At 72.9% G+C, this 21060-nt stretch carries 16 protein-coding genes; 9 read left to right on the top strand and 7 right to left on the bottom strand.

Going from position 1 to position 21060, the window contains the following annotated elements; translation table 11 throughout:
- Positions 1-25 precede the first annotated feature (25 nt).
- On the bottom strand, positions 26-631 hold the full coding sequence (locus tag DVR05_RS00080) for a TetR/AcrR family transcriptional regulator (protein ID WP_116243942.1): 606 nt from the start codon (positions 629-631) through the stop codon (positions 26-28).
- 165 nt (positions 632-796) lie between these two features.
- Here DVR05_RS00080 and glpX point away from each other — a divergent pair, with 165 nt between their 5' ends.
- Together glpX and DVR05_RS00070 are read left to right on the top strand one after the other, a co-directional pair.
- Positions 797-1819 (top strand): class II fructose-bisphosphatase, encoded by a 1023-nt coding sequence (gene glpX, locus DVR05_RS00075; protein ID WP_116243713.1) that lies wholly within the window; start codon positions 797-799, stop codon positions 1817-1819.
- Positions 1820-1976: 157 nt separating this feature from the next.
- Positions 1977-3671: a hypothetical protein gene (locus tag DVR05_RS00070; RefSeq protein ID WP_116243941.1), complete on the top strand. Its 1695-nt coding sequence runs from the start codon at positions 1977-1979 to the stop codon at positions 3669-3671.
- Between the two features lie 87 nt (positions 3672-3758).
- On the opposite strand, the gene DVR05_RS00065 is transcribed toward DVR05_RS00070, so the two are convergent.
- Together DVR05_RS00065 and DVR05_RS00060 are read right to left on the bottom strand one after the other, a co-directional pair.
- Entirely contained in the window at positions 3759-4580 is an 822-nt protein-coding gene (locus DVR05_RS00065; protein WP_116243712.1) for an ABC transporter permease, read from the bottom strand.
- On the bottom strand, positions 4577-5503 hold the full coding sequence (locus DVR05_RS00060; protein WP_116243711.1) for an ABC transporter ATP-binding protein: 927 nt from the start codon (positions 5501-5503) through the stop codon (positions 4577-4579). The genes DVR05_RS00065 and DVR05_RS00060 overlap by 4 nt, the downstream gene beginning before the upstream one ends.
- A 419-nt stretch (positions 5504-5922) precedes the next feature.
- Here DVR05_RS00060 and DVR05_RS00055 point away from each other — a divergent pair, with 419 nt between their 5' ends.
- The 5 genes from DVR05_RS00055 to DVR05_RS00035 all read left to right on the top strand — a co-directional run bounded on the left by DVR05_RS00055 (position 5923) and on the right by DVR05_RS00035 (position 10987).
- Positions 5923-6288 (top strand): RNHCP domain-containing protein, encoded by a 366-nt coding sequence (locus tag DVR05_RS00055; RefSeq protein WP_116243710.1) that lies wholly within the window; start codon positions 5923-5925, stop codon positions 6286-6288.
- Entirely contained in the window at positions 6285-6707 is a 423-nt protein-coding gene (locus tag DVR05_RS00050) for an RNHCP domain-containing protein (protein ID WP_116243709.1), read from the top strand. Before DVR05_RS00055 ends, DVR05_RS00050 begins: the two co-directional genes overlap by 4 nt.
- 102 nt (positions 6708-6809) lie before the next feature.
- Positions 6810-7400 carry a DUF1707 domain-containing protein gene (locus tag DVR05_RS00045; protein ID WP_116243708.1) on the top strand — a complete coding sequence of 197 codons (591 nt, stop codon included), beginning with the start codon at positions 6810-6812 and terminating at the stop codon, positions 7398-7400.
- Positions 7401-7519: 119 nt separating this feature from the next.
- Positions 7520-8911 carry an aspartate ammonia-lyase gene (locus tag DVR05_RS00040; RefSeq protein WP_116243707.1) on the top strand — a complete coding sequence of 464 codons (1392 nt, stop codon included), beginning with the start codon at positions 7520-7522 and terminating at the stop codon, positions 8909-8911.
- Between the two features lie 174 nt (positions 8912-9085).
- On the top strand, positions 9086-10987 hold the full coding sequence (locus DVR05_RS00035; RefSeq protein ID WP_116243706.1) for a serine/threonine-protein kinase: 1902 nt from the start codon (positions 9086-9088) through the stop codon (positions 10985-10987).
- A 62-nt stretch (positions 10988-11049) separates the two neighbouring features.
- Here the strand turns inward: DVR05_RS00035 and DVR05_RS00030 are convergent, their stop codons facing one another.
- Entirely contained in the window at positions 11050-11703 is a 654-nt protein-coding gene (locus tag DVR05_RS00030) for a lytic transglycosylase domain-containing protein (protein WP_198658989.1), read from the bottom strand.
- Positions 11704-12176: 473 nt separating this feature from the next.
- Here DVR05_RS00030 and DVR05_RS27815 point away from each other — a divergent pair, with 473 nt between their 5' ends.
- The gene (locus DVR05_RS27815) at positions 12177-16250 is read left to right on the top strand and encodes an SCO7613 C-terminal domain-containing membrane protein (protein ID WP_116243704.1); all 4074 of its coding nucleotides are present in this window, start codon (positions 12177-12179) and stop codon (positions 16248-16250) included.
- Positions 16251-16309: 59 nt separating this feature from the next.
- On the opposite strand, the gene DVR05_RS00020 is transcribed toward DVR05_RS27815, so the two are convergent.
- From DVR05_RS00020 to DVR05_RS00010, 3 genes are all read right to left on the bottom strand, one after another.
- Positions 16310-17707, bottom strand: coding sequence for a PhoH family protein (locus DVR05_RS00020; RefSeq protein WP_116243703.1), 1398 nt, complete (start codon positions 17705-17707; stop codon positions 16310-16312).
- A 273-nt stretch (positions 17708-17980) separates the two neighbouring features.
- Positions 17981-18742, bottom strand: a complete 762-nt coding sequence (locus tag DVR05_RS00015) for an isoprenyl transferase (protein ID WP_116243702.1) — start codon at positions 18740-18742, stop codon at positions 17981-17983.
- A 90-nt stretch (positions 18743-18832) separates the two neighbouring features.
- On the bottom strand, positions 18833-19444 hold the full coding sequence (locus DVR05_RS00010; RefSeq protein ID WP_116243701.1) for an RNA polymerase sigma factor: 612 nt from the start codon (positions 19442-19444) through the stop codon (positions 18833-18835).
- Between the two features lie 189 nt (positions 19445-19633).
- Between DVR05_RS00010 and DVR05_RS00005 the strand changes: the two genes are divergently transcribed.
- The gene (locus DVR05_RS00005) at positions 19634-21001 is read left to right on the top strand and encodes a serine/threonine-protein kinase (protein WP_116243700.1); all 1368 of its coding nucleotides are present in this window, start codon (positions 19634-19636) and stop codon (positions 20999-21001) included.
- Positions 21002-21060 lie beyond the last annotated feature (59 nt).

Raw genomic sequence — 21060 nt, 5'->3', positions numbered from 1 at the left:
CGGGGTGGGGTCTGACCGCCGGGTCTCACCCACGGTGTTCCGGCTCCAACTGGGTGAGCACCCGGGTGATGTCGTCGGCGAGCCGGCGCGCGTCCGCGTCGTCGCGGCGCACCACCTCGGCCACGGCGAGCAGCATCGCGCCGCTCACCACGATCAGCAGCGCCTCGTCCACCGGTTCGTCGGCCTTGCGGAACAGCGCCACGTTGCGGTCGGTCCACTGCGTGAGCCGGGCGCGCAGCTGGTAGTCGAAGCCGGGCGGGCCGTCGCCGCTGAAGAACAGCCGCGCCGTGTCCCTCTCCTCGATGCAGCCCAGGAGGTAGGCGCGCGCGGCGAGGTTCATCAGCCGTGTGGGATCGCTCTCACCCCGTGCGCGGGCGTCGACGACCGCCTGGTGGGTGCGCTCCTGCTGCCGCTGCTGGAACTCCTCGTACAGGGCGAGGTAGAGGTCCGCCTTGCCCGTGAAGTGGTGGTACAGGCTGCCGACGCTGGCGCCCGCGACGGCCACGACCTCGCTCACACCCGCCTTCGCGAAGCCGACGGTACGGAAGACCTGGGCCGCCGCCCTGAGCAGGGCACTGCGGGTGGCGGCTCCACGGGGCGACACCCGCGTGGGCTTGTCCGTCTTGTCCACTGTCATGCCCTCACTCCCGTCCGGATCCCGCCAGGGTAGACGGTACCGGCCGCGTCGGGGGAGCGCCGATCACGCGCGGCGCACCCACAGCAGTCGGGGATCACGTCGGGTGACTACCCTAAGGGGCGAAGCCCCACCCCGATCCCCGACGGAAGGTGTCATCCCATGTCGCAGGCCAGCAGCTCGCCCGCGCCCTCCACCACTCCGGACCGCAACCTGGCGCTCGAGCTCGTCCGCGTCACCGAGACCGCCGCCCTGGCCGCCGCCCGCTGGGTCGGCAAGGGCGACAAGATCGGTGCCGACGGCGCGGCCGTGCGCGGGATGCGACACATGATCAGCACCGTGTCGATGAACGGGACCGTGGTCATCGGTGAGGGCGAGAAGGACGACGCCCCCATGCTCTTCAACGGCGAGCGCGTCGGCGACGGCGGCGGCCACGAGTGGGACGTGGCGGTCGACCCGATCGACGGCACCACCCTTACCGCCATGGGCATGCCCAACGCGATCGCCGTGATCGCGGTCAGCCCGCGCAACACCATGTTCGACCCGTCCGCGGTGTTCTACATGGAGAAGCTCGCCGCCGGCCCCGAGGCCGCCGACGTCGTGGACATCGCCGCCCCGGTCGGGGACAACATCCGCGCCGTCGCCCGGGCCAAGGGCAAGGCTCCGCAGGACGTCACGGTGGTCATCCTGGACCGCCCCCGGCACAAGCAGATCGTCCAGGACGTGCGGGACGCGGGCGCGCGCATCAAGTTCATCCGCGACGGTGACGTGGCGGGCGCGATCATGGCGGCCCGTGCCGGAACCGGTGTGGACCTGCTGCTCGGTATCGGCGGTACCCCTGAGGGCATCATCACCGCCTGTGCGATGAAGTGCCTGGGCGGCGTCATCCAGGGCCGCCTGTGGCCGAAGGACGAGCAGGAGCGGCGCAAGGCCCTCGACGCCGGCCACGACCTCGACCGCGTGCTGCTCACCGACGACCTCGTCTCCTCCGACGACGTGTTCTTCGCCGCCACCGGCATCACCGACGGCGAACTCGTCGGCGGGGTGCGCTACGAGTCCTCCCGGGTCATCACCGACTCGCTCGTCATGCGCGGCCGGAGTGGTACGGTCCGCCAGGTGCTCAGCGAGCACCGGCTGAGCAAGCTGTCGGCCTACAGCGGCGTGGACCTCACGTCCGCCCCCTGACCGTCCGCGCACCGGGCCCGCCCACCCCAGGCGGGCCCCGCGGCCGTGTGTCGCACCCGTCACACCCCACACACGCAGACGAGGGGAACCGCGAGGGGGTGCGCGCGCATCAAACCCCGTGCGGTCGCACACCGAGTTTCCCCTCATCGGAGGTCCGATGTCCTACCCCGAGCCCCCGCAGCAGCCCCAGTGGCAGCCGCCCCAGCCCGGGCAGCCCGCGCAGGGCTTCCCGCCGCACCAGGGCGGCGTGCCCGGCCAGCCCCCGTACCCGGCCGGAGGTACGCCCGGTGGGCCGCCGCCCGGCGGTCCACCACCCGGTGGGCCGTACCCGGGCGGGAACTTCCCGGGCGGGCAGCTCCCTCCGTCGGGTGGCGGGCGCAACCGCTGGCTGATCCCGTCGGCCATCGCCGTCGCGGGCGTGGTCATGGCCAGTACGGTCTGGGCCACGGTCGCGCTGGTCGACTTCGGCGGTCCGCAGCCGGAGTCCGTCCTGCCCGCGAGCGCGGCGGCCTTCGCCAAGGTCGACCTGTCCATCGACGGCTCCCAGGCGATCGAGCTGCTCCGGTTCGTCGACCAGCTCCCGGACGAGATCACCGAGGAGATCGGTGAACCCGACGGCGACATGACCGAGACCTTCGCGGAGGGCTTCACCGAGGTCTTCCCCGACGCCCGGCAGAGCGAGGTCGAGGAGTGGATCGGCCAGCGGGTGGGCGTCGCCGTCTGGCCGACGGACGCCACCGACGAGGGCGTGGCCGGCGCGTTCGCGCTGGCGGTGACCGACGAGCGGCTGGCCGAGGAGACCCTCTCCGGCCTGGGGGAGGACGACGTGGCCTACGAGGTCGTGGACGGTTTCGTCCTCCTGTCCGACTCGGACAGTCTGGACGACCTCCAGGACCAGATGGAGGAGTTCGGCCCGCTGGAGCGCGACGGCACGTTCTCCTCCGACATGTCCGGCATCCCCTCCGGGAGCCTGGCCGCGGCGTGGGGGGACGGCGACGCGCTGATGGAGCTCGACTCGTTCGCCGAGGGGTACGCCGAGGGGTACGCCCTGGGCTCCGGCGGCGGTGACGTCGAGGACCTGAGCGGCCGGATGACCGCCTCCCTCCGGGTGGACGGCGACTACCTGGAGGCGCGGACGGACTTCTTCGACTTCACGTTCGACGACACCGACCTGGCCTGGCTGTCGGAGACCCCGGGGGCCGCCGTGGACGCCATGGGGACCCTGCCCGAGGACACGGTGATCGCGGTGGGCGCCGACGGTCTGGACCAGGCGCTGACCGAGGCCTACGAGAACGAACAGCTGCCGCTGAGCAGGGGCGAGCGCACCGAGATCGAACGCGAGTTCAACTCCTTCGGCGTGCCGCTGCCGGAGAGCCTGAGCGGCCTGCTCGGCTCCTCGACCGCCTTCGGGATCACCAGCCTCGACCCGGACACCTTCTTCGGCCCCTCCAGCTCCTACTACTCCTACGGGGAGAGCGGCGCGAACGAGGAGATCGCGTTCGAGTACCGCGCCGTGGGCGGCGACGAGCAGGTGCTCAGCGACCTCATCGACGAGGCGTTCTCCGGAGCCTACTCCACGCCTCCCGGCGTGAGCACCGACGGCGACACCGTGCTGGTCTCACGCGGCACCAGCTCCACGGGGGTGCTGGCCGACGACCCGGTGTTCCAGCAGACCATGCAGGACATGGACGAGGCGGTCCTCGCCGGGTTCTTCGACCTGCGCCAGGTGGTGCCCGCGGAGGACGTCGCCGACCCCGACCAGTGGGGCGCGGTGGGTCTCGCCCTGAGCGTCACCGAGGAGGGGCGCCGCGGCAGCCTCGAACTGCGGTGGTCGCCCAGCGCCGGGGAGTAGCCCCGGCCTCCTGGCGAGGACACCGGTCGGACGGCGCGGGAGGGCCCCTCCCGCGCCGTCGGCGTGCGCGGCCCCGCCCGCCGTGCCTCAGCTGACGACGCGGCGCCGGAGCTGGTGGACGGCCAGGAACCAGATGAGCACGATGAACACCAGCATCACGGCAACGTGCACGAGCACGGCGCCCGGGGCGATGTCCCCGAACACCGCGCCCCGGATGAGTTCGACCGCGTGGTAGAGCGGGTTGGCCATAGCCCCCACCTGCACCCACTCCGGCAGTCCGGTGAGCGGGAAGAAGGTCCCCGCCATGAGGAACAGCGGCGTGAACAGCCCGCTGAACACGTAGTCCATCGACCGCACCGACCTGATCAGCGCCGAAATCCAGATTCCGAACAGGGCGAAGGCGAAACCCGCGACGAAGGCGACGAACGGCACCAACACCGCCCAGGGTCCCGGTCTGAGGCCGAAGCAGACCGCCACGAGCAACGGCACGCAGCCGTAGGTCCCGGAGCGCAACGCCAGCCACAGGGCCTCGCCGGTGACCACCTCGCGCACGTCCACGGGGGCGGCGAGGATCCCCTCGTAGGTGTGCTGGAACTTCCGTTTGATGAAGGTGTTGATCACCCCGGGCATCATCGACTGGAACATGACCGACACCGCCACGATGCCGGTGCCGAGGAAGTCGATGTAGCTGTATCCGGCGAGCGTCCCGACGAGGGCGCCCATACCGAAACCGAAGGCGAGCAGGTACAGGGTGGGTTCGACCACGGCGGCGAAGGTGGTCGAGCTCCAGGACTCGCGGAAGAGGATCCACTCGCGCGCGACGACGCCCATGACCGCGTCCACCTCGAACCGTCCGGGCCGCGCGTGTGTCTCCGGACGCGCGTCCGCACGGGCCTGTTCCAGGGTCATTCGAAGGTCTCTCCCGTCAGGGTCACGAACACGTCCTCCAGGTTGCTGGCCCGGCGTTGGGGCTGGCCGAGCCGGTCGCGCAGCGAGTCGGGCAGCTCCTCCGCGCGCAGCACGGACAGGGTGGTGCCGGTGCGGCGGGTGGTGAAGCCCTGGTCGTGGATGAGGCGTTCGAGCGCGTCGACGCCCTCCACGCCGGGCGTGTACTCCTCCACGGTCGCCCCCGCGTACTTGGCCACCAGGTCCGCGGGGGTGCCGCGTTCGACCACCCTGCCGCTGGCCATCAGGGCGACCTCGTCGGAGAGGCGTTCGGCCTCCTCGATGTAGTGCGTGGACATCAGGACGGTGACGCCCTGGTCCCGCAGGGCGGAGATGACGCTCCACAGGTCCTGGCGCACCTGGGGGTCGAGGCCGACGGTGGGTTCGTCCATGAGGACGAGTTCGGGCCGGTGCAGCAGGGCGCGGACGATGAGCAGGCGGCGGCGCATCCCTCCGGAGAGGCCGTCGACGCGGGTGTCGCCCCGGCCGACGAGCTGGGCCAGGCGCAGGGCGCGGGCGATGGACTCCGCCCGGTCCCGGCGCGGGACCCGGTACAGGTAGGTGAACATCCGCAGGTTCTGCTCGACGGTGAGTTCCTCGTCGAGGTTGTCGTGCTGGGGGACGACGCCCATCCGGGCGCGGGCCCACTTGGACTCGGCCGGTATCCGGTGGCCGAGGATGCGGATCTCGCCCTCGTCGGCCGTGCTCTGGGCGGTGAGCATCCTCATGGTGGTGGACTTGCCCGCCCCGTTGGGGCCGAGGAGGCCGAGGACCACGCCCTGGGGGACCTCCAGGTCCAGGCCGTCCACTGCGGTGAGGGAGCCGAAGCGCTTGACGACCCCGCTCAGGAGCAGGGCGGGCACGGCCGGGGCGTCCCGGCCGCTCATGGCGGCGCTTCCGGGCACCCGGCGACCGGGGAGTGATGTACTCATGGGCACAACCGTAGGCATCGGCCGGCACCGATATCCAGCGGTTTTCACCGCCTGTGGACAACCCCGGACGGGCCCCTCCGGAGCAGCCGCCCGCCGGGGTGGCTCCGCACGCCGTCGGAGAAAATCCGTTGCCCCCGGCCGACCGGGGGGCCTACGATCGGCGACCGGTGATGACGACGACCCCGCGGGACGCGACCCGGCGGGACGAGGAACGGTGAGTATGGCCCGGACAGCGCCGAGCGCGCCTCACACCCGTGCGGGCTGCCCGCGTCCCCGCTCCCGTTCGGACGTCTGACCGGGCCCGGCCCCGCCGTCGAGAACCGCTCGGCGCTCCTCCTGCTGATCTCCAGAACCGTCCAGCAAGGAGTTCCCGGGTGTCCACCACCGAACCCGAACCCGCCCCCGACGTCTCCGCGTTCACCTGTGTGCGCTGCGGCCTCACCGTGTCCGCCCTCGATCCCGACGGCGGTCCGCGCGACCACTGCCCGAGCTGCCTGAGCTCCAGGCACGTCGTCGACCGGACGGACGAGGGCGCCTCCCGCTGCGGCGGGCGCATGGCTCCGATCTCCGTCGCGGTCCCGCGCGGCGGCGCCTGGCTGCTCATCCACCGCTGCACGCTGTGCGACGAGATGTCCGGGAGCGCCGTCGCCACGGACGACAACCACCTCGTGCTCATGCGGATCGCCGTGCGTCCGCTCGCCGACCCGCCCTTCCCGCTCGACCTGTTCGGGGAGGTGTGACCGTGGGGCGACGCAACACCACGCGTGGACGCCGTCCACAGCGGCGCAAGTCCGTGACGCACGTCCACCGCGAGTCCGGACGGTCCGGAGCGTTCCGCTGCGCGGGGTGCGGACTCCAGGTCCCGGTCGACGCTCCGGGCACCGCGCACCGCAATCACTGTCCGCACTGCCTGACCAGTCTGCACGTGGACGGGCGGGTCCCCGGCGACCGCCGTGCCGGCTGCCGGGGGCGGATGGCCGCGCTGAGCCTGGCCACGCGGCCGGACGGGGAGTGGCTGCTCGTCCACCGCTGCGTCCGCTGCGGAGAGCTCAGCGCCAACCGCGTGGCGGGGGACGACAACGCCCGCGCCCTGGTCCGCCTCGCGGTCCGTCCCCTGGCGGACGGATCCGTTCCGCGACGGGCGCTGCTTCGCCTGTAGGGCGCCCGGCCCCGTCCGCCGCGCCGCCCGCCGGGGCGGCTCCGCGGGCGGGGTCCCGCCCGGCGGGCGGCTCATCTAGGCTGAGGCGGTGTGAGTGAGGAAGTGTCACCCGCCCGGCTCCGCGCCTCCCAGAGCGACCGGGAACGGGTCCTGAGGGTGCTGCGCGACGCCGCCGCCGACGGCCGCCTCGACCTGGCGGAGTTCGAGGAGCGCAGCGGACGCGCGCAGGAGGCGCGCACCCTCGGTGAGCTCCCCGGGCTGACCGCCGACCTCCTGCCCGCCGACCAGCAGCCGATCCGACTGGATCCCCGGCCCGCCCTCGCCCTGTTCGGCACGCTCAGCCGACGCGGCCGCTGGGTGGCGGTCCCCGGGGAGCACGTGGCCGCCCTCGCCGGACGCGTGGACGTGGACATGCGCGAGGCGCTGCTGCTGCGCAACCACCACCGGATGACGGTGACCGCCGTCCTGGGCCGTGTCGAGATCGACGTCCCCGAGGGTGTCGAGGTGCGCCTGCGCGGCTGGTCCTTCCTCGGTCTGCGCACGACGACGGCCCGCCCGTCGTCCCTGCCGCACCCGCCCGTCGTGGAGATCGACGGCTTCAGCCTGCTGGGCTCCGTCCGGGTGCGGGCCCCCAAGCGGCGCCGGTTCCTGGGCTGGCGGCGACGCCCGCGGCGGCGCGGAATCGGCTCCTGAGCCCGGCGCCGGGGACGGCATGACGCGCGCAACACCGTCAACTCAGGGTGAGTGGCCGGGGCCGGTCGTGCGTCTGGCAGGCTGTGATTCACAGGTTTTCCCAGGAGGGATGGGTTGCAATGAGTGAGTTCCGCATCGAGCACGACTCGATGGGTGAGGTCCGGGTTCCCGCCGAGGCCAAGTGGCGGGCCCAGACGCAGCGCGCGGTCGAGAACTTCCCGATCTCGGGCCAGGGCCTGGAGGGCGCCCACATCGCCGCGCTCGGTCAGATCAAGGCCGCCGCCGCCAAGGTCAACGCGGAGCTCGGCGTCATCAGTGAGGAATTCGGCAAGGCCATCCGCGAGGCGGCCCTGGAGGTCGCCGAGGGCAGGTGGAACGGCGAGTTCCCGATCGACGTGTTCCAGACGGGGTCCGGCACCTCCAGCAACATGAACACCAACGAGGTCGTGGCCACGCTCGCCAAGGAGCGCACCGGCCTGGACGTGCATCCCAACGACCACGTCAACGCGTCGCAGTCCTCCAACGACGTCTTCCCCTCCTCCATCCACATCGCCGCCACCTCGGCCGTCCAGAACGACCTGATCCCGGCGCTGCGGCACCTGGAGGGCGAGCTGACCCGGAAGTCGGTCGAGTTCGCCTCCGTCGTCAAGAGCGGCCGCACCCACCTGATGGACGCCACCCCGGTCACCCTCGGCCAGGAGTTCGCCGGGTTCGCCGCCCAGGTGCGCTACGGCGTCGAGCGCCTGGAGGCGGTCCTGCCCCGCGTGGCCGAGCTGCCCCTGGGCGGCACCGCGGTCGGCACCGGCATCAACACCCCGGAGGGTTTCGCCGCCCGCGTCATCGCCGAGATCGCCGCGAACACCGGTCTCCCGCTGACCGAGGCCCGCGACCACTTCGAGGCCCAGGGCGCCCGTGACGGCCTGGTCGAGCTGTCCGGTCAGCTGCGGACGATCGCCGTGGCCTACTGCAAGATCGCCAACGACATCCGCTGGATGGGCTCGGGCCCGACCACCGGTCTGTCGGAGATCCGCCTCCCCGACCTCCAGCCGGGGTCGTCGATCATGCCGGGCAAGGTCAACCCGGTCCTGTGCGAGGCCATGCTCCAGGTCTCCTCCCAGGTCGTCGGCAACGACGCCGCGGTGGCGTTCGGCGGCGCGAGCGGCAACTTCGAGCTCAACGTCCAGCTGCCGATGATCGCCCGCAACGTGTTGGAGTCGATCCGCCTGCTGGCCAACGTCTCGCGCGTGTTCGCGGACCGCTGCGTCGCGGGGATCGAGGCCGACGAGGAGCGGTGCCGCACCTACGCGGAGTCCTCCCCCTCGATCGTCACCCCGCTCAACCGCTACATCGGCTACGAGGAGGCCGCGAAGGTCGCCAAGCAGTCGCTGGCCGAGCGCAAGACCATCCGCCAGGTGGTCATCGAGCGCGGCTACGTCGAGGACGGCAAGCTCACCGAGGAGCAGCTCGACGCCGCCCTCGACGTCCTGAAGATGACCAACGCGCGCCAGTAGGCACGGGTCTCGACGGCGGGGCGCCCCACTCCTGGCGGGGTGCCCCGCCGCCTGGGGTCAGGACCGCCGTTCCGGGCGTGGTTCCCCTCCCCTTTTCCAGGAACCTTTTCGTCCCGGGTGACGTCCGACATTCGTACCGGACCACCCGACCTGAGCCCGCCGAGAGGGCGATACATGCCGAGCAACAGCGACCCTGAGCGCATCGTCGCGGACCGTTACGTCCTCCGCCGTGAACTCGGACGCGGGGGGATGGGCGTCGTCTGGGAGGCCTTCGACCCCACTCTGGACCGCGTCGTCGCCCTCAAACAGGTGCTCCTGCCCGACCACTTCACCGAGGCCGAGCGCCGGGACGCGCACGCGCGGGTGCGCCGTGAGGCCCGCTCGGCCGCGCGTGTCAACCACCCCACGGTGATCACCATCCACGACGTGTTCGTCTTCGAGGACGACCCGTGGGTGGTCATGGAGCTGATCGAGGGCGGGTCGCTCCGGGATCTGCTGACCGAACGCGGCGCCCTGGACACGGAGACCGTGGCGACGATCGCCGAGTCCCTCCTGCGGGCGGTGCGGGCGGCCGACGAGGTCGGGGTCCTGCACCGCGACATCAAGCCCGGCAACATCATGATGTCCACGGACGGCCGGGTCGTGCTCACCGACTTCGGGATCGCCACGATGGAGGGCGGACCGAGCATCACCCGGACCGGGGCCCTCATCGGCTCGCCCGAGTACATGCCTCCGGAGCGTCTGGCGGGCGGCCCCGCCGAGCACCGGGGCGACCTGTGGAGCATCGGTGTGACGCTGTTCGCCGCCGTGGAGGGCGCCTCGCCGTTCCACCGCGACAGCATCACGGCCGCGATCGCCGCGGTGATGTCCGCGCCGCTGCCGCCGATGAGGCGCGCCGGGTGGCTGGCGCCGGTCATCTCCGGGCTCCTGGAGCGGGACCCGGACCGGCGGCTGAGCGCCGACGAGGCGCTGGCCCTGCTGCGCGACCGCGGTTTCGGGGGGACCGGGGAGCGGCCCTCGGCCAGGGGCGGCGCGCAGCCCTCCGGAGGGGTCGTTCCCGGACCGGCGGGGCACCCCGGCGGCGCCGGTTCGGGCTTCGGCCCGGGAGCCCCCCGCCAGGCCCCCAGCGGCGGGTACCCGGCGCCCGGCACGGCGCCGGCGCCCCCGGCGCCCGCCCCCTCCGCGACGTCCGGGTGGCACGGGTCCACGACGCCCCCGCCGGGTCACGGACCGGCTCCCCAGGGGCCCGGGTACCCGTCACCGCCCCCTCCGCAGGGCGGGACCGGTGCCGTCGTCCCCCCTGGCGGCCACGGCGGAGGGCGGGGTTCCGGGAAGGGTTCCGGGAGGGGCTCGACCGGCAGGCTCCTCATCGGCCTGGGCGCCGCCGGCCTGGCCGTGGCGCTCATCGTGGTGGGCGCGGCCGCCTTCCTCGCCCGCTCGGGCGGCGATCCCACCGCGCCGGGGGCGGACGGTTCGACCGCGGGGCTGACCGACAGCCCCGTCGCCGAGCAGTCCGCCCCCGGCACGGACACGGAGTACGAGGACCGGGACGGCGGGGGCGACCCGCCCTCCTACGACGACCTGGTGACCTTCCGGTCCCGCTGGTTCGAGGTGGACTACCCCGACGGCTGGACGGTCGACGACACCGCGATCGACGAGGCCCGCGCGTACTTCGTCGCCCCCGGCTACGACCAGCACATCCTGGTCACCGGTTGGACGGAGCAGGTGTACGACCGCACCAGCGCCGAGTTCCTGGAGGACACCAACGGCGGCACCAGCGTCGTGGCGGGGGACGTCACGACGGACTACCGGCAGCTGGAGCTGGAACAGCTCGACAGCGGCGACTTCCCCGACGCCTGGAACGAGGAGTGGGACGTCGCCCGGGTGACGGCGGACTTCGACAACGAGGAGTGGGCGACCCAGGAGCGCCGCTTCTGGCGGTACGTGATCAGCTTCGAGGGCGAGGGCCAGCGGATCTTCTACCTCGTGAGCGTCAACGTCCCGCGGGCCGACGCGGACTTCTACGACGACCTTCCCGAGGAGGTCGTGGAGAGCTTCGCCCCGGCCCCGCGGTGACCGTCGCTCCGCGCCGGACGCGGGCCGCGCGGCCCGCGTCCGGCGCGGAGCGGAGCGGCGGGTCAGTACCAGCCGTTGGCCTGGGAGTGGGACCAGGCCCCGCACGGGGTGCCGTAGCGGCCCTTGATGTAGTCGAGGCCCCACGCGATCTGGGTGGCGGGGTTGGTGCGCCAGTCGTCGCCGTGGCTGGCCATCTTGTCGCCGGGGAGCGCCTGGGGGATGCCGTAGGCGCCCGAACTCGGGTTCTGCGCCGTGTGGTTCCAGTTGCTCTCCTTCTCCCACAGGGGTTCGAGGCAGCCGCTGAACTCGCTCTCCGCCCAGCCCTGGGCCAGGACCATCTCGAGCGCGACGGACCTGGCGTCGCCCGTGAACACGGGTGGCTCGGCCGCCTCCTCCTCGTCCTCCTCCGGCTCCTCGATGATGTCGCTGCCCTGGGCCTGGGAGGTGCGCACACCCGCGCTGAGGGCGGTGTCGCGCTCCTGTTCGGCCTGGGCGCGCCGGCTCCGGAGTTCCTCGTCGGTCAGTTCCTCGGAGGCGAAGAACTCGTCCTCCGCGTCGGTGTCGGCGGCGGGGGCCTCGGTGCCCGGCTCGTCGACGCCGGCGGCGTTGACGGCCGCGTCCTGTTCGACGTCGTCGTCGGCGAGGGCGACGACGGTGAAGGCCGCGCCGGCGACGAGGGTCGCCGCACCGACGGCCGCGCCGATCCGCAGCGACATTCGGTTCAGTACCACGGTTGCCTTTCCCAGGAGGGGGTGTCCGGCAGGGAGATCCCTGGTGGGACGGGTGGTCGCGCCTGCACAGGTGGCGTGGTCGCGCACGTTCGCCAGGGCACGCACGGCCTCGGGTGCGCGTGCCGTGCGCGGTGGGGACGGAGGAAGGACTCCGTTCGGACCCACCGCGGCGAGGGGTCCCACGCGGGGCGGGGACACTCTGTGCAGCGGATTCAGCCTGCACCACCGTCACGGCAAAGTAGCTCCACTTTTACTGTGCCTTGGGTCACATTACGGAATGTGCCTTATTTATACGGTTCTGACCTGCGAATGGACACGAAGAGTCAAAATAGGGTCAATCCGAAAAGGCGGTGGGAAGTCTCTCCAGGGCCGCCCCGGGAGAGCGGCACCGCCCCCGAAGCGGCCCTCTGAGTACCCGTACGGATGTCAGCCGGGCGCGACCGGGCCAGGATGGCGGCATGGACCAGCAAGGACCTCCACCACACCACGCGGCCCCGGAGGCGCGGTGCCCGGACTGCCGCGCCCCGTTGGCCCACCGCCCCCGCGCCTGCGGGCGGTGCGGGATCCTGCTCGTGGGCGCCACCGCCGAACACCTGTGGCGGATCGACACCGAACTGTCCGCCCTCGCCGACCGCGAACACGCGCTGCGCACCGAACGCGCCGCCGTCCTGCACGCGCTGCGCCGGGAGTCGCGCCGCACCGCGCGACCGACCGCCCAGGCGCCGCCGCCCCAGGCCGCCGCGCCCGAGGCGGCCGTCGTGTCCGTACCGCCCGACGTGTCCGGCCCCGCCTCCGCGCCCCAGGGTCCGCCGTCCTCCCGACCGCCGGCGGACCGCGTGGGGGAGGTCACCCGCCGCTCGGCGCAGAACGTCATCCTCGGCCTGGGCGGGCTGCTCGTGGGCGTCGCGGCCCTGGTGTTCGCCGTCTGGACGTGGAGCGACATGGGCACCGGCACGCGTGCGACCGTGCTCGTCACGACCACGCTGCTGTTCGCCGGGGTCGCCCACCCCCTGTACCGGCGCGGACTGCGCGCGAGCGCCGAGACGTTCGGCGCCCTGGCGGCGGGGCTGCTCGGCGTCGACGCCCTCGCCCTGTTCCTGTTGTCGGACGGCCTGACCAACGCCGCGGCGTACGCCGCGGTCTGCCTCGCCGTGATCGGCGCCCTGATGGCGCTGTACCCCCTGGCCGTCCCGTTGGCCGGGCCGCGCGTCATCGCGGCCCTGCTCGTCCAGCCGGTGGCCTTCCTGGCGGTCCTGGCCGCGCCCGGCGACGTCCGCTGGTCGTGGCTGCTGCCCGCCGTCGCGGCCACCGCCCTCGCCGACCTGCTCGTCGCCCACCGGCTCGGAGAACCGCGTCCCGGGCGTCCCGTGCGGACGCTGCGCGTGTGTGCCCTGACCCTGTGGGTCGGCGCCGCCGGCGTGTCCGGCCTCGTCCTCTTCGGCGGGGACCCCGGCGCCGGACCGGAGCGCTGGTGGGCCGTGGCCGTGAGCCTGCTGTTGGCCGGGGTGACCGGCCTCCTGCTCGCCCGGTGGCGTCCCCTGCCCGGGCTCGGCATCTCCTCACGCGTGTTCTCCGGTGCCGCCCTCCTGGCCCTGGGCGCGGTGCCGCTGGCCGCCGGTCCCGCCTCCCTGCCCGCCCTGCCCCGTCTCCCTGAGGAGCCCTGGTCGTCCGGATCCACCACGGCACCGGTCACCGCGCTGCTGGGGATCGCCGTCCCCGAACCGCTGTCCCCGCTCGGCCTGGCCCACCTGGGCGCCGTCCTCGTGGGGGCGGGCCTGGCCGTGGGGGCGACCGCCCTGCTGCTGCCCCGGCTCACCCCATCGGCGGCCGCCGTGGCGGCCCCCGCGGCCCTGCTGGCGGTTCCGCCGCTCCTGGGTCTGCCCGCCGTCGCGGCGGCCGTCTGGGCGGTCCTGGGCGGTGCGGCGCTCGTCCTCGGCGCGTCCCTGTCACGCTCGGGCCACCTGGGCTGGATCCCCGCGGCCACGGGCACCCTCACCCTGCTCACCGGCGTGTGCTGGTCGCTGCCGACGGTCCACGGCACCGTGGCGGCGGCCCTGCTGGCGGCGGCGAGCGCGTTCGTCGTCGTCCTGCTCCGGGCCCGGCTGGGGAACGGACGGTCGGACGGCCCCGCCGGCCCCCTGTACGCGTCCGGCGCGGTGCTGTGGGCGCTCGCCCTGCTCGTGGGCGGCGCCCTGCTGGCCTGGACACGCGCGAACGGGGTGACGACCGAGCCGCTGGGCTGGCTGCTCGCCGCGCTCGTGCTCACCTCCGCCGCGACCGCCCTGCTGTTCGGACGGCTGCCGAGCCCCTTCGCCAAGCCCGGAGGGGGCGACCCCGTCCTGCCCCCGATGGTCACCGCCGTCGGTCTGCTCCTGCTACCGGTCGCCCCGCTGCTGACCGGTCCCGGGACCTCCCCCCTGTTCCCGGGGGTGTCCCACCCCCATTCGCCGTGGTCGGCGCCGGTGTCGGCGCTGCTCGAACCGGCGCACGCGGTCCTGGGGCTCCCGGCCCAGACGAGCACCGCCGCGGCCGCTGGAACCGCCCTCGGCGTCGTGGTGGCGGGGGCGGTGGCCGTCTGTGTCGCCCGCCTCGCCGACCGGCGGTGGACCGCCGCGGCCCTCGCGCTCGCCGCGCCCACCGCGCTCGTGCCGCTGCCGGTGATCCTCGGCCTGCCCTTCGCCGTGGCCGTCGCGTGGACGGCACTGCTCGGAGCCGTGCTCATCCTGGGCGCGCCCCGGATCGCGGACGGCTCCGGCTGGATCCCCGGGCTCACCGGGACCCTCGCCCTCCTGCTCGGGCTGTCGTGGGCGCTCCCGGAGCGGCACGCGACCCTGTTCGTGGTCGTGGTGACGGCCGCAGCCGCCCTGGCCAACGCCCTGCTGCCCCGGACCGGCGCCCCGGACCGGCGCGACCTCGCCCCCAGGGCCCTGGGGGCGACGCTGGCGCTGGGCGCGCTGGCCGCCGTGGTCGGCGCGGTCTGCCTGATCGCGGTGGTCGCCGTCGCGGCCGGACCGGTCCCCCGGTGGCTGCTCGCCACGACCGCGCTCCTGATCGGGGCGGCGGCGCTGGCGGTCGCCCGCGCCCACCGGTGGGAACCGTTCGGCGGAGGGGTGAGACACCCGCGACGGACACCCGGCGGCCCGGCCCCGAGGGTGTCGGCGTTCGGCCCGGTCGGACTGGCCGTGCTCACGCTGGTGCCCCTGATCGCGGGGCCGCGCGGCGCACCCGTGCTGGCCGGGTTCGCCCGGATCCCCTTCCTCACCGCCGTCCCGCCCACGACCCTGCTCCGGCCCGCGGACGCCGTCCTGGGGCTCCCGGGTCAGCCGGACACGGGCACGGCCCTGGCCGTGGCGTTCGGACTCGTCCTCTCCGGCGCGCTCACCGTGGGGGCGGTCCGCCTCGTCGACCGACGGTGGACGACACACACCGCAGCGCTCGTGGCGCCGCCCGCCCTCGTCCCCGTCCCGGTGGTGCTCGGCGCGCCGTTCGCCGTGGCGCTCGTGTGGACCCTCGCGGTCGGCGCCGCCCTGACCGCGGGTTCGGCGCTGCTGAGGAACCACCGGGTCGCCTGGGTCCCCGGCGCCGCCGGACTGTTCACCCTGCTCCTGGGGCTGGGGTGGGCGCTGCCCGAGCGTTACTCCCTCACCGCGGCCCTCATGTCCGTCGCGGTGGTGTGGGCGTGCGCCGCCGCACTGGCCCGGACCACGGTCATGGCGGTGGCCGCCACCTCGGCGGCCACCGCCGCGACCGGGGCGTTCGCGCTGGCGCTGCCGCTGGCTATGGGCGCGCCCGTGGAGTACGCCGCGCTCGCGCCCATCGCCCTGGTGGCGGCGGTGGCCGCGGTCGCCCCCCGGCTGCGGAGTCCGCTGTTGGCGGCGGCGGAGATCCCCGCCGCCCTGTGGGCCGTGCTCGCGGTGGTCGTGACGACCGCCGCCGGGGTGCGCGGGGAAGTGGTCGGCCTCGCCCTGGCGGTCGTGGGCGTCATCGCTCTGGCCAGTGCCGCCCGCCCGCGCCGCCGATGGCTGGCCGGGGTCGGCGGAGCGCTCATGCTCGCCGCGCTGTGGACCGTGCTGGGGACCTGGCGGGTGACCGCCCCCGAGGCGTACACGGTCGTCCCCGCGACCGCCGCGCTGGTCGTGGGGTGGGAGTGGAGCCGCAGGGCCGTCGCGCCGCCGTCCAGCTGGGCGGCCTACGGAGGCGGACTCGCCCTGCTGCTCCTGCCGTCCGTGGTGATGCTGCTCGCCGACTCCGGCATGCTCTGGCGGGTGCCCGCCGTACTGGCGGTGGGCGTGGCCGTCGCGGTGTGGGGGCTCCGGGCACGGCTCCGGGCGGCGCTGGCCCTGGGCTCGGCCGCCCTGCTGATGTCGTCGCTGCGGGCCTTCGGCCCGCCGCTGTGGGACCTGACGGTCCTGCTGCCCAACTGGGTGCCGTTCGCCGCCGTCGGCGCGCTCCTGCTCGTGGTGGGCGCGCGCTACGAGGCCAACCTGGCCCGGCTGCGCCGACTGGGAGCGCTGGTGTCCGCGATGCGCTGAGCGGCGGCCACCGCGGTGGCCGCGCGCGACCCGCCGTCGCGGGTCGCGCGCGGCCGGTGTCAGTTCTCCAGCATCTCCGTGACCAGGGCGGCGATCGGGGACCTCTCGGACCGGGTCAGGGTGACGTGCGCGAACAGGGGGTGCCCCTTGAGCTTCTCGATCACCGCGACCACCCCGTCGTGGCGGCCCACCCGCAGGTTGTCGCGCTGGGCGATGTCGTGGGTGAGCACCACCCGCGAGTTCTCCCCCAGCCGGGAGAGCACGGTGAGCAGGACGCCGCGCTCCAGGGACTGGGCCTCGTCCACGATCACGAACGCGTCGTGCAGCGACCGGCCCCGGATGTGCGTGAGCGGGAGCACCTCCAGCATCCCCCGGTCCACGACCTCCTCGATGACGTCCTCGCTGGTCACCGCGGACAGGGTGTCGTGCACCGCCTGCCCCCACGGGTTCATCTTGTCGTTCTCGGTCCCGGGCAGGTAGCCCAGTTCCTGGCCGCCGACCGCGTAGAGCGGGCGGAACACCATCACCTTGCGGTGCTGACGGCGCTCCAGGACCGACTCCAGCCCCGCGCACAGCGCCAGGGCCGACTTGCCCGTGCCCGCGCGTCCGCCCAGCGAGACGATGCCGATCTCCGGGTCCGTGAGCAGGTCCAGGGCGATCCGCTGCTCCGCGCTGCGGCCGTGCAGGCCGAACACGTCGCGGTCGCCGCGCACCAGCCGCACCGACTTGTCGGGCCGCACCCGGCCCAGTGCCTTGCCCCGCTCGGACACGAGCACCAGCCCCGTGTGGCACGGGAGGTCGCGGGCCTCCTCGATCTCGCTGTTGCCGGCCTCGAACAGCTCCCCGATCCGGTGGGCGGGCACGTCCAGCTCGGCCATCCCCGTCCACCCGTGCTCGATGGCGAGCTCGGCCCGGTACTCGTCGGCCGCCAAGCCGATCGAGGAGGCCTTGATCCGCATCGGCAGATCCTTGCTCACCAGCACGACGTCGCCCTCGGCGCCCTCGGAACCCTCGCCCGTCGCACCGTCCTCGTGGGCGTACGGCGAGAGCTGGAGGTTGCGCGCCACCGTCAGGATCCGGGTGTCGTTGTCGCCGAGCCGGAAGCCCGCCGGAAGGACCTCCGGGTCACTGTGGTTGAGCTCGACACGGAGCGTCCCGCCCTGGTCGTTCACCGGCACGGGGACGTCCAGTCGACCGTTGGCGACCCGCAGGTCGTCCAGGAGGCGCAGCGCCTGACGTGCGAAGTACCCGAGCTCCGGGTGGTGTCGCTTGCTCTCCAGCTCGGTGATCACCACCACGGGGATGACGACCTCGTGCTCGGCGAACCGGGTGACCGCCATCGGGTCGGCGAGCAGGACGCTGGTGTCGAGCACGTACACGCGCGTGCCCTCCGTCACCTCCGGGTGGGGGGTGCTGGGGGACTGGATGTCACGGCGATCGGTCGAGGAACTAGCCACTCGTTCTCCCCTTGGGCACCGCGAGGGCGCCCTACTGTCACGGGATCATGGAGGACCGGGACCTGGCCCCTGAGGGCCGGGTCCGGCCCTCCTCGTTGACGTTCCGCTGTGACGGAGGAGATCAATGAGCCGGGGCCTCCCGAACGGGTGGACGAACACCACCCGTCTGATCCGACGCTACGTGCCCACCGGCCCGTTTTCCAGAGCCCCGGCCCGACACGCGGTGAACACCGCGTGAAGGGGGCCCGCCGCGACGGGCGGAGGGGGTGGGGGTCAGGAGCCGAAGCGGCGGTTGCGCGCGCCGTACGAGCGCAGTGCACGAAGGAAGTCGACCCTGCGGAAAGCAGGCCAGTGGACCTCGCAGAAGTAGAACTCCGAGTGCACGCTCTGCCACAGCATGAAACCGGACAGACGTTGCTCCCCCGACGTGCGGATGAGCAGGTCGGGGTCGGGCTGGCCGCGCGTGTAGAGATGCCGTGCGATGTCCTCGATGTCCAGGCGCTCGGCCAGCTCCTGGATACCGGTGCCCCTGGCCGCCTCCTCCTGGAGGAGGGACCGAACCGCGTCGGCGATCTCACGTCTACCCCCATACCCGACGGCGACGTTGACAACCAGGCCCGGGTTGCCGGATGTGGCCGATTCCGCCTCTTTCAGGGCACGGGCGGTGGTGTCGGGCAGGACGTCCAGGGCTCCGACGGGCCGGGTGTTCCACCCCTCGGCGCGCAGTCGGCCGACGGTGTCCTCGATGATGCGCAGGAGCGGCTGGAGCTCGGAGTCGGCGCGGCTGAGGTTGTCGGTGGACAGCATCCAGATGGTGACCACCTGCACACCCAGCTCGTCGCACCAGCGCAGCAGTTCGAAGATCTTGTCCGCCCCGGCCCGGTGCCCGTCCTCCAGGGCCTGCTTGCCGCTGCTCCGGGCCCAGCGCCGGTTCCCGTCCAGCACCACACCGACGTGGCGCGGCATCTCCTGACTGGTCAGGTGACGTTCGATACGTCGCTCGTACAACCAGTACAGGGGGTCACGAAGCCCCATGGGCGGTACCTCTCAGAGCTGGAGCGGGAACGGCGCACACCGGAGCGGCGGCCGGGAAGGGATGTCCCCAGAGTAGTTCGCCGACGGAAGCTACGTCACAGCCAGGGACTTGCGCACGTGTTTGCGCCCCTGGTGGATACGCGACTTGACCGTTCCCAACGCCAGGTTGAGCTCGGAGGCGATCTCGTTGTAGTCCATCTGGCACAGGTCGCGCAGCACCAGGGGGGCCACCAGGTTGGGGCGGTCCTTCTCCAGCTGGTCGAGGGCCTCCAGCAGGTCGATGCGGGAACCGGCGATGACGCTGGTGGTGCGCGGGTCGCTCTGGTGGGGCATGCGCTCGGCCTCGGTGGGGAACTCGGCCGACCGGCGCTTCATGGAGCGGTAGGTCTGGCGGGCGGAGTTGGACACCACCGTGTACAGCCAGGTGGTGAAGAGGGAGTCGCCCTTGAAGCTGCCGATCTTGCGGGCCACGCGCAGCAGAGCGTCCTGACACGCCTCCTCGGCGTCCTGCCGGTAGGGCAGGAACCGGGAGCAGCGGCGCAGCACCTCGGGCTGGATGCGGCGGAGGAGTTCGTCCAGGGCCACGGCGTCGCCGTCCCTGGCCCGTCGCGCGAGTTCCTCCAGCTCCTCGTCGACGTTGCTCGCCACCCGGCGCCGGGGCGCGGGCTTCTCTTCGTGGTCTGGGCGGTCACTACTGGCCATGCTCGGTCTCTCCCTGAATCGCACCCCTCGGTGCACACGTCCCCCGCCGGAGTCCCATGGTTTCCCATGCTCCGTGGCGCTCGGGGGTGTCCGGAGTGGGGATCATATCCGCGGAAGGCGGTATGGGGGTCTGGATGGTGTATTAGTGGGCAACGACCGCGTATCCACCCCCGAAACACCGAGGCGGACATGAGCCAACCGGAGGCCTTCGGACGTTACCGCGTCATCCGGCGCCTGGGCTCCGGCTCCTTCGCGACCGTCTGGTTGGCGCACGACGATCTACTCAACTATCCGGTGGCCATCAAGGTACTCGCCGAGAACTGGGCGCACCAGATGGATATCCAGCACCGGTTCCTGGAGGAGGCGCGCATCCTGCGCCAGACCGACTCCACCTGGCTGGTCGCGGTGCACGACGTCGACGTCCTGCCCGACGGGCGTCCGTACATGGTGATGACCTACGCCGACCAGGGCAGCGTCGCCGACCTCGTTCGCCGAGGTCAGCTGCCCCTCGACGAGGCTCTACGGCTGCTGACCGAGATCGGCCAGGGCATCACCGTGCTGCACAACCACGGCACGATCCACCGCGACATCAAGCCGTCCAACGTGCTGCTCCAGTCGTCACCGGTGGGGCAGAGGGTGCTGGTGGCGGACCTGGGGTTCGCCAAGTCGATCGACGAGGCGTCGGGGTTCACCGCGGCGGCGGGCACCCCCGGGTACATGTCGCCCGAGCAGAGCATCCCCGGCGGTGACCTGGACGTTCGCTCGGACGTGTACTCGCTGGGCGCGGTCGCCTACGAACTCATCACCGGTCGGCCGCCGTCGCGACCGCCGGTGCGGATCGCACCTGGCCGGATCCGGCCAGGACTGCCCCCGGCGCTCGATGAACTCATTCTGTCGGCACTTTCGGTGGACCGGGAAAGCCGCCCAGCGGACGCCAAAACCTTCACCGACCGGGTCAGGGCGATCCGTATGGCCCCCGATCTGCCCACCGCCGACCCGTGGTGGCGCCGCTACCGGATGCCTTGGTACAAGGTGGGCGGCCTCGCGGCCGCCCTCACCGTGATGACCGTCGGCGTCACCACCTCCGTCGGCTACCCCGGGATGGACCTGAGACCGGTCAGGTCCGACGACCACGCGCTGGAGATGGGTGTCCCCCTGGCCTGGATAGGCGCGTTCGACACCGATCTGGAGGCCAGGCCCGTGACGGCGGACGCGGGCGCGGAGCCCGGCCTGCTCTTCGCGACCGACACCGAGAACTGGCACTCCACCGCCCACCCGTCCTACGGGCTCTACGCGACGGTCATACCGGGGGTCCAGCCCCTGACCTCGATCGCCGACCGGGGGGTGTGCGAGGGCGCCCGCACCGAACGCCTCGTCCATGACGACACCTGGGAGGGCACCGTGTGGGACTGGCCGGACTGCGACGGCAACGGTTCCCTCACCATCGCGGCCGTCCACGAGTCCGGCGTGGCCAGGACCGTCTACCTGGAGGTCCGCCAGCCCGACTACCGGCCCGACCTCGTGGACGAGATCATCAGCGCGGTCACCCTCCGCTAGCTTGGCGTTTAAGCTGCTTGCTTGTCTCTGGAGCGGCTCGTAGCACCCGCTTTGTTCTT

Source organism: Nocardiopsis sp. FIRDI 009 (genome assembly GCF_003386285.1).
GTDB lineage: Bacteria > Actinomycetota > Actinomycetes > Streptosporangiales > Streptosporangiaceae > Nocardiopsis.
The sequence above is the reverse complement of the archived record's forward strand: the minus strand, read 5'-3'. Positions and strand labels throughout refer to the sequence as shown.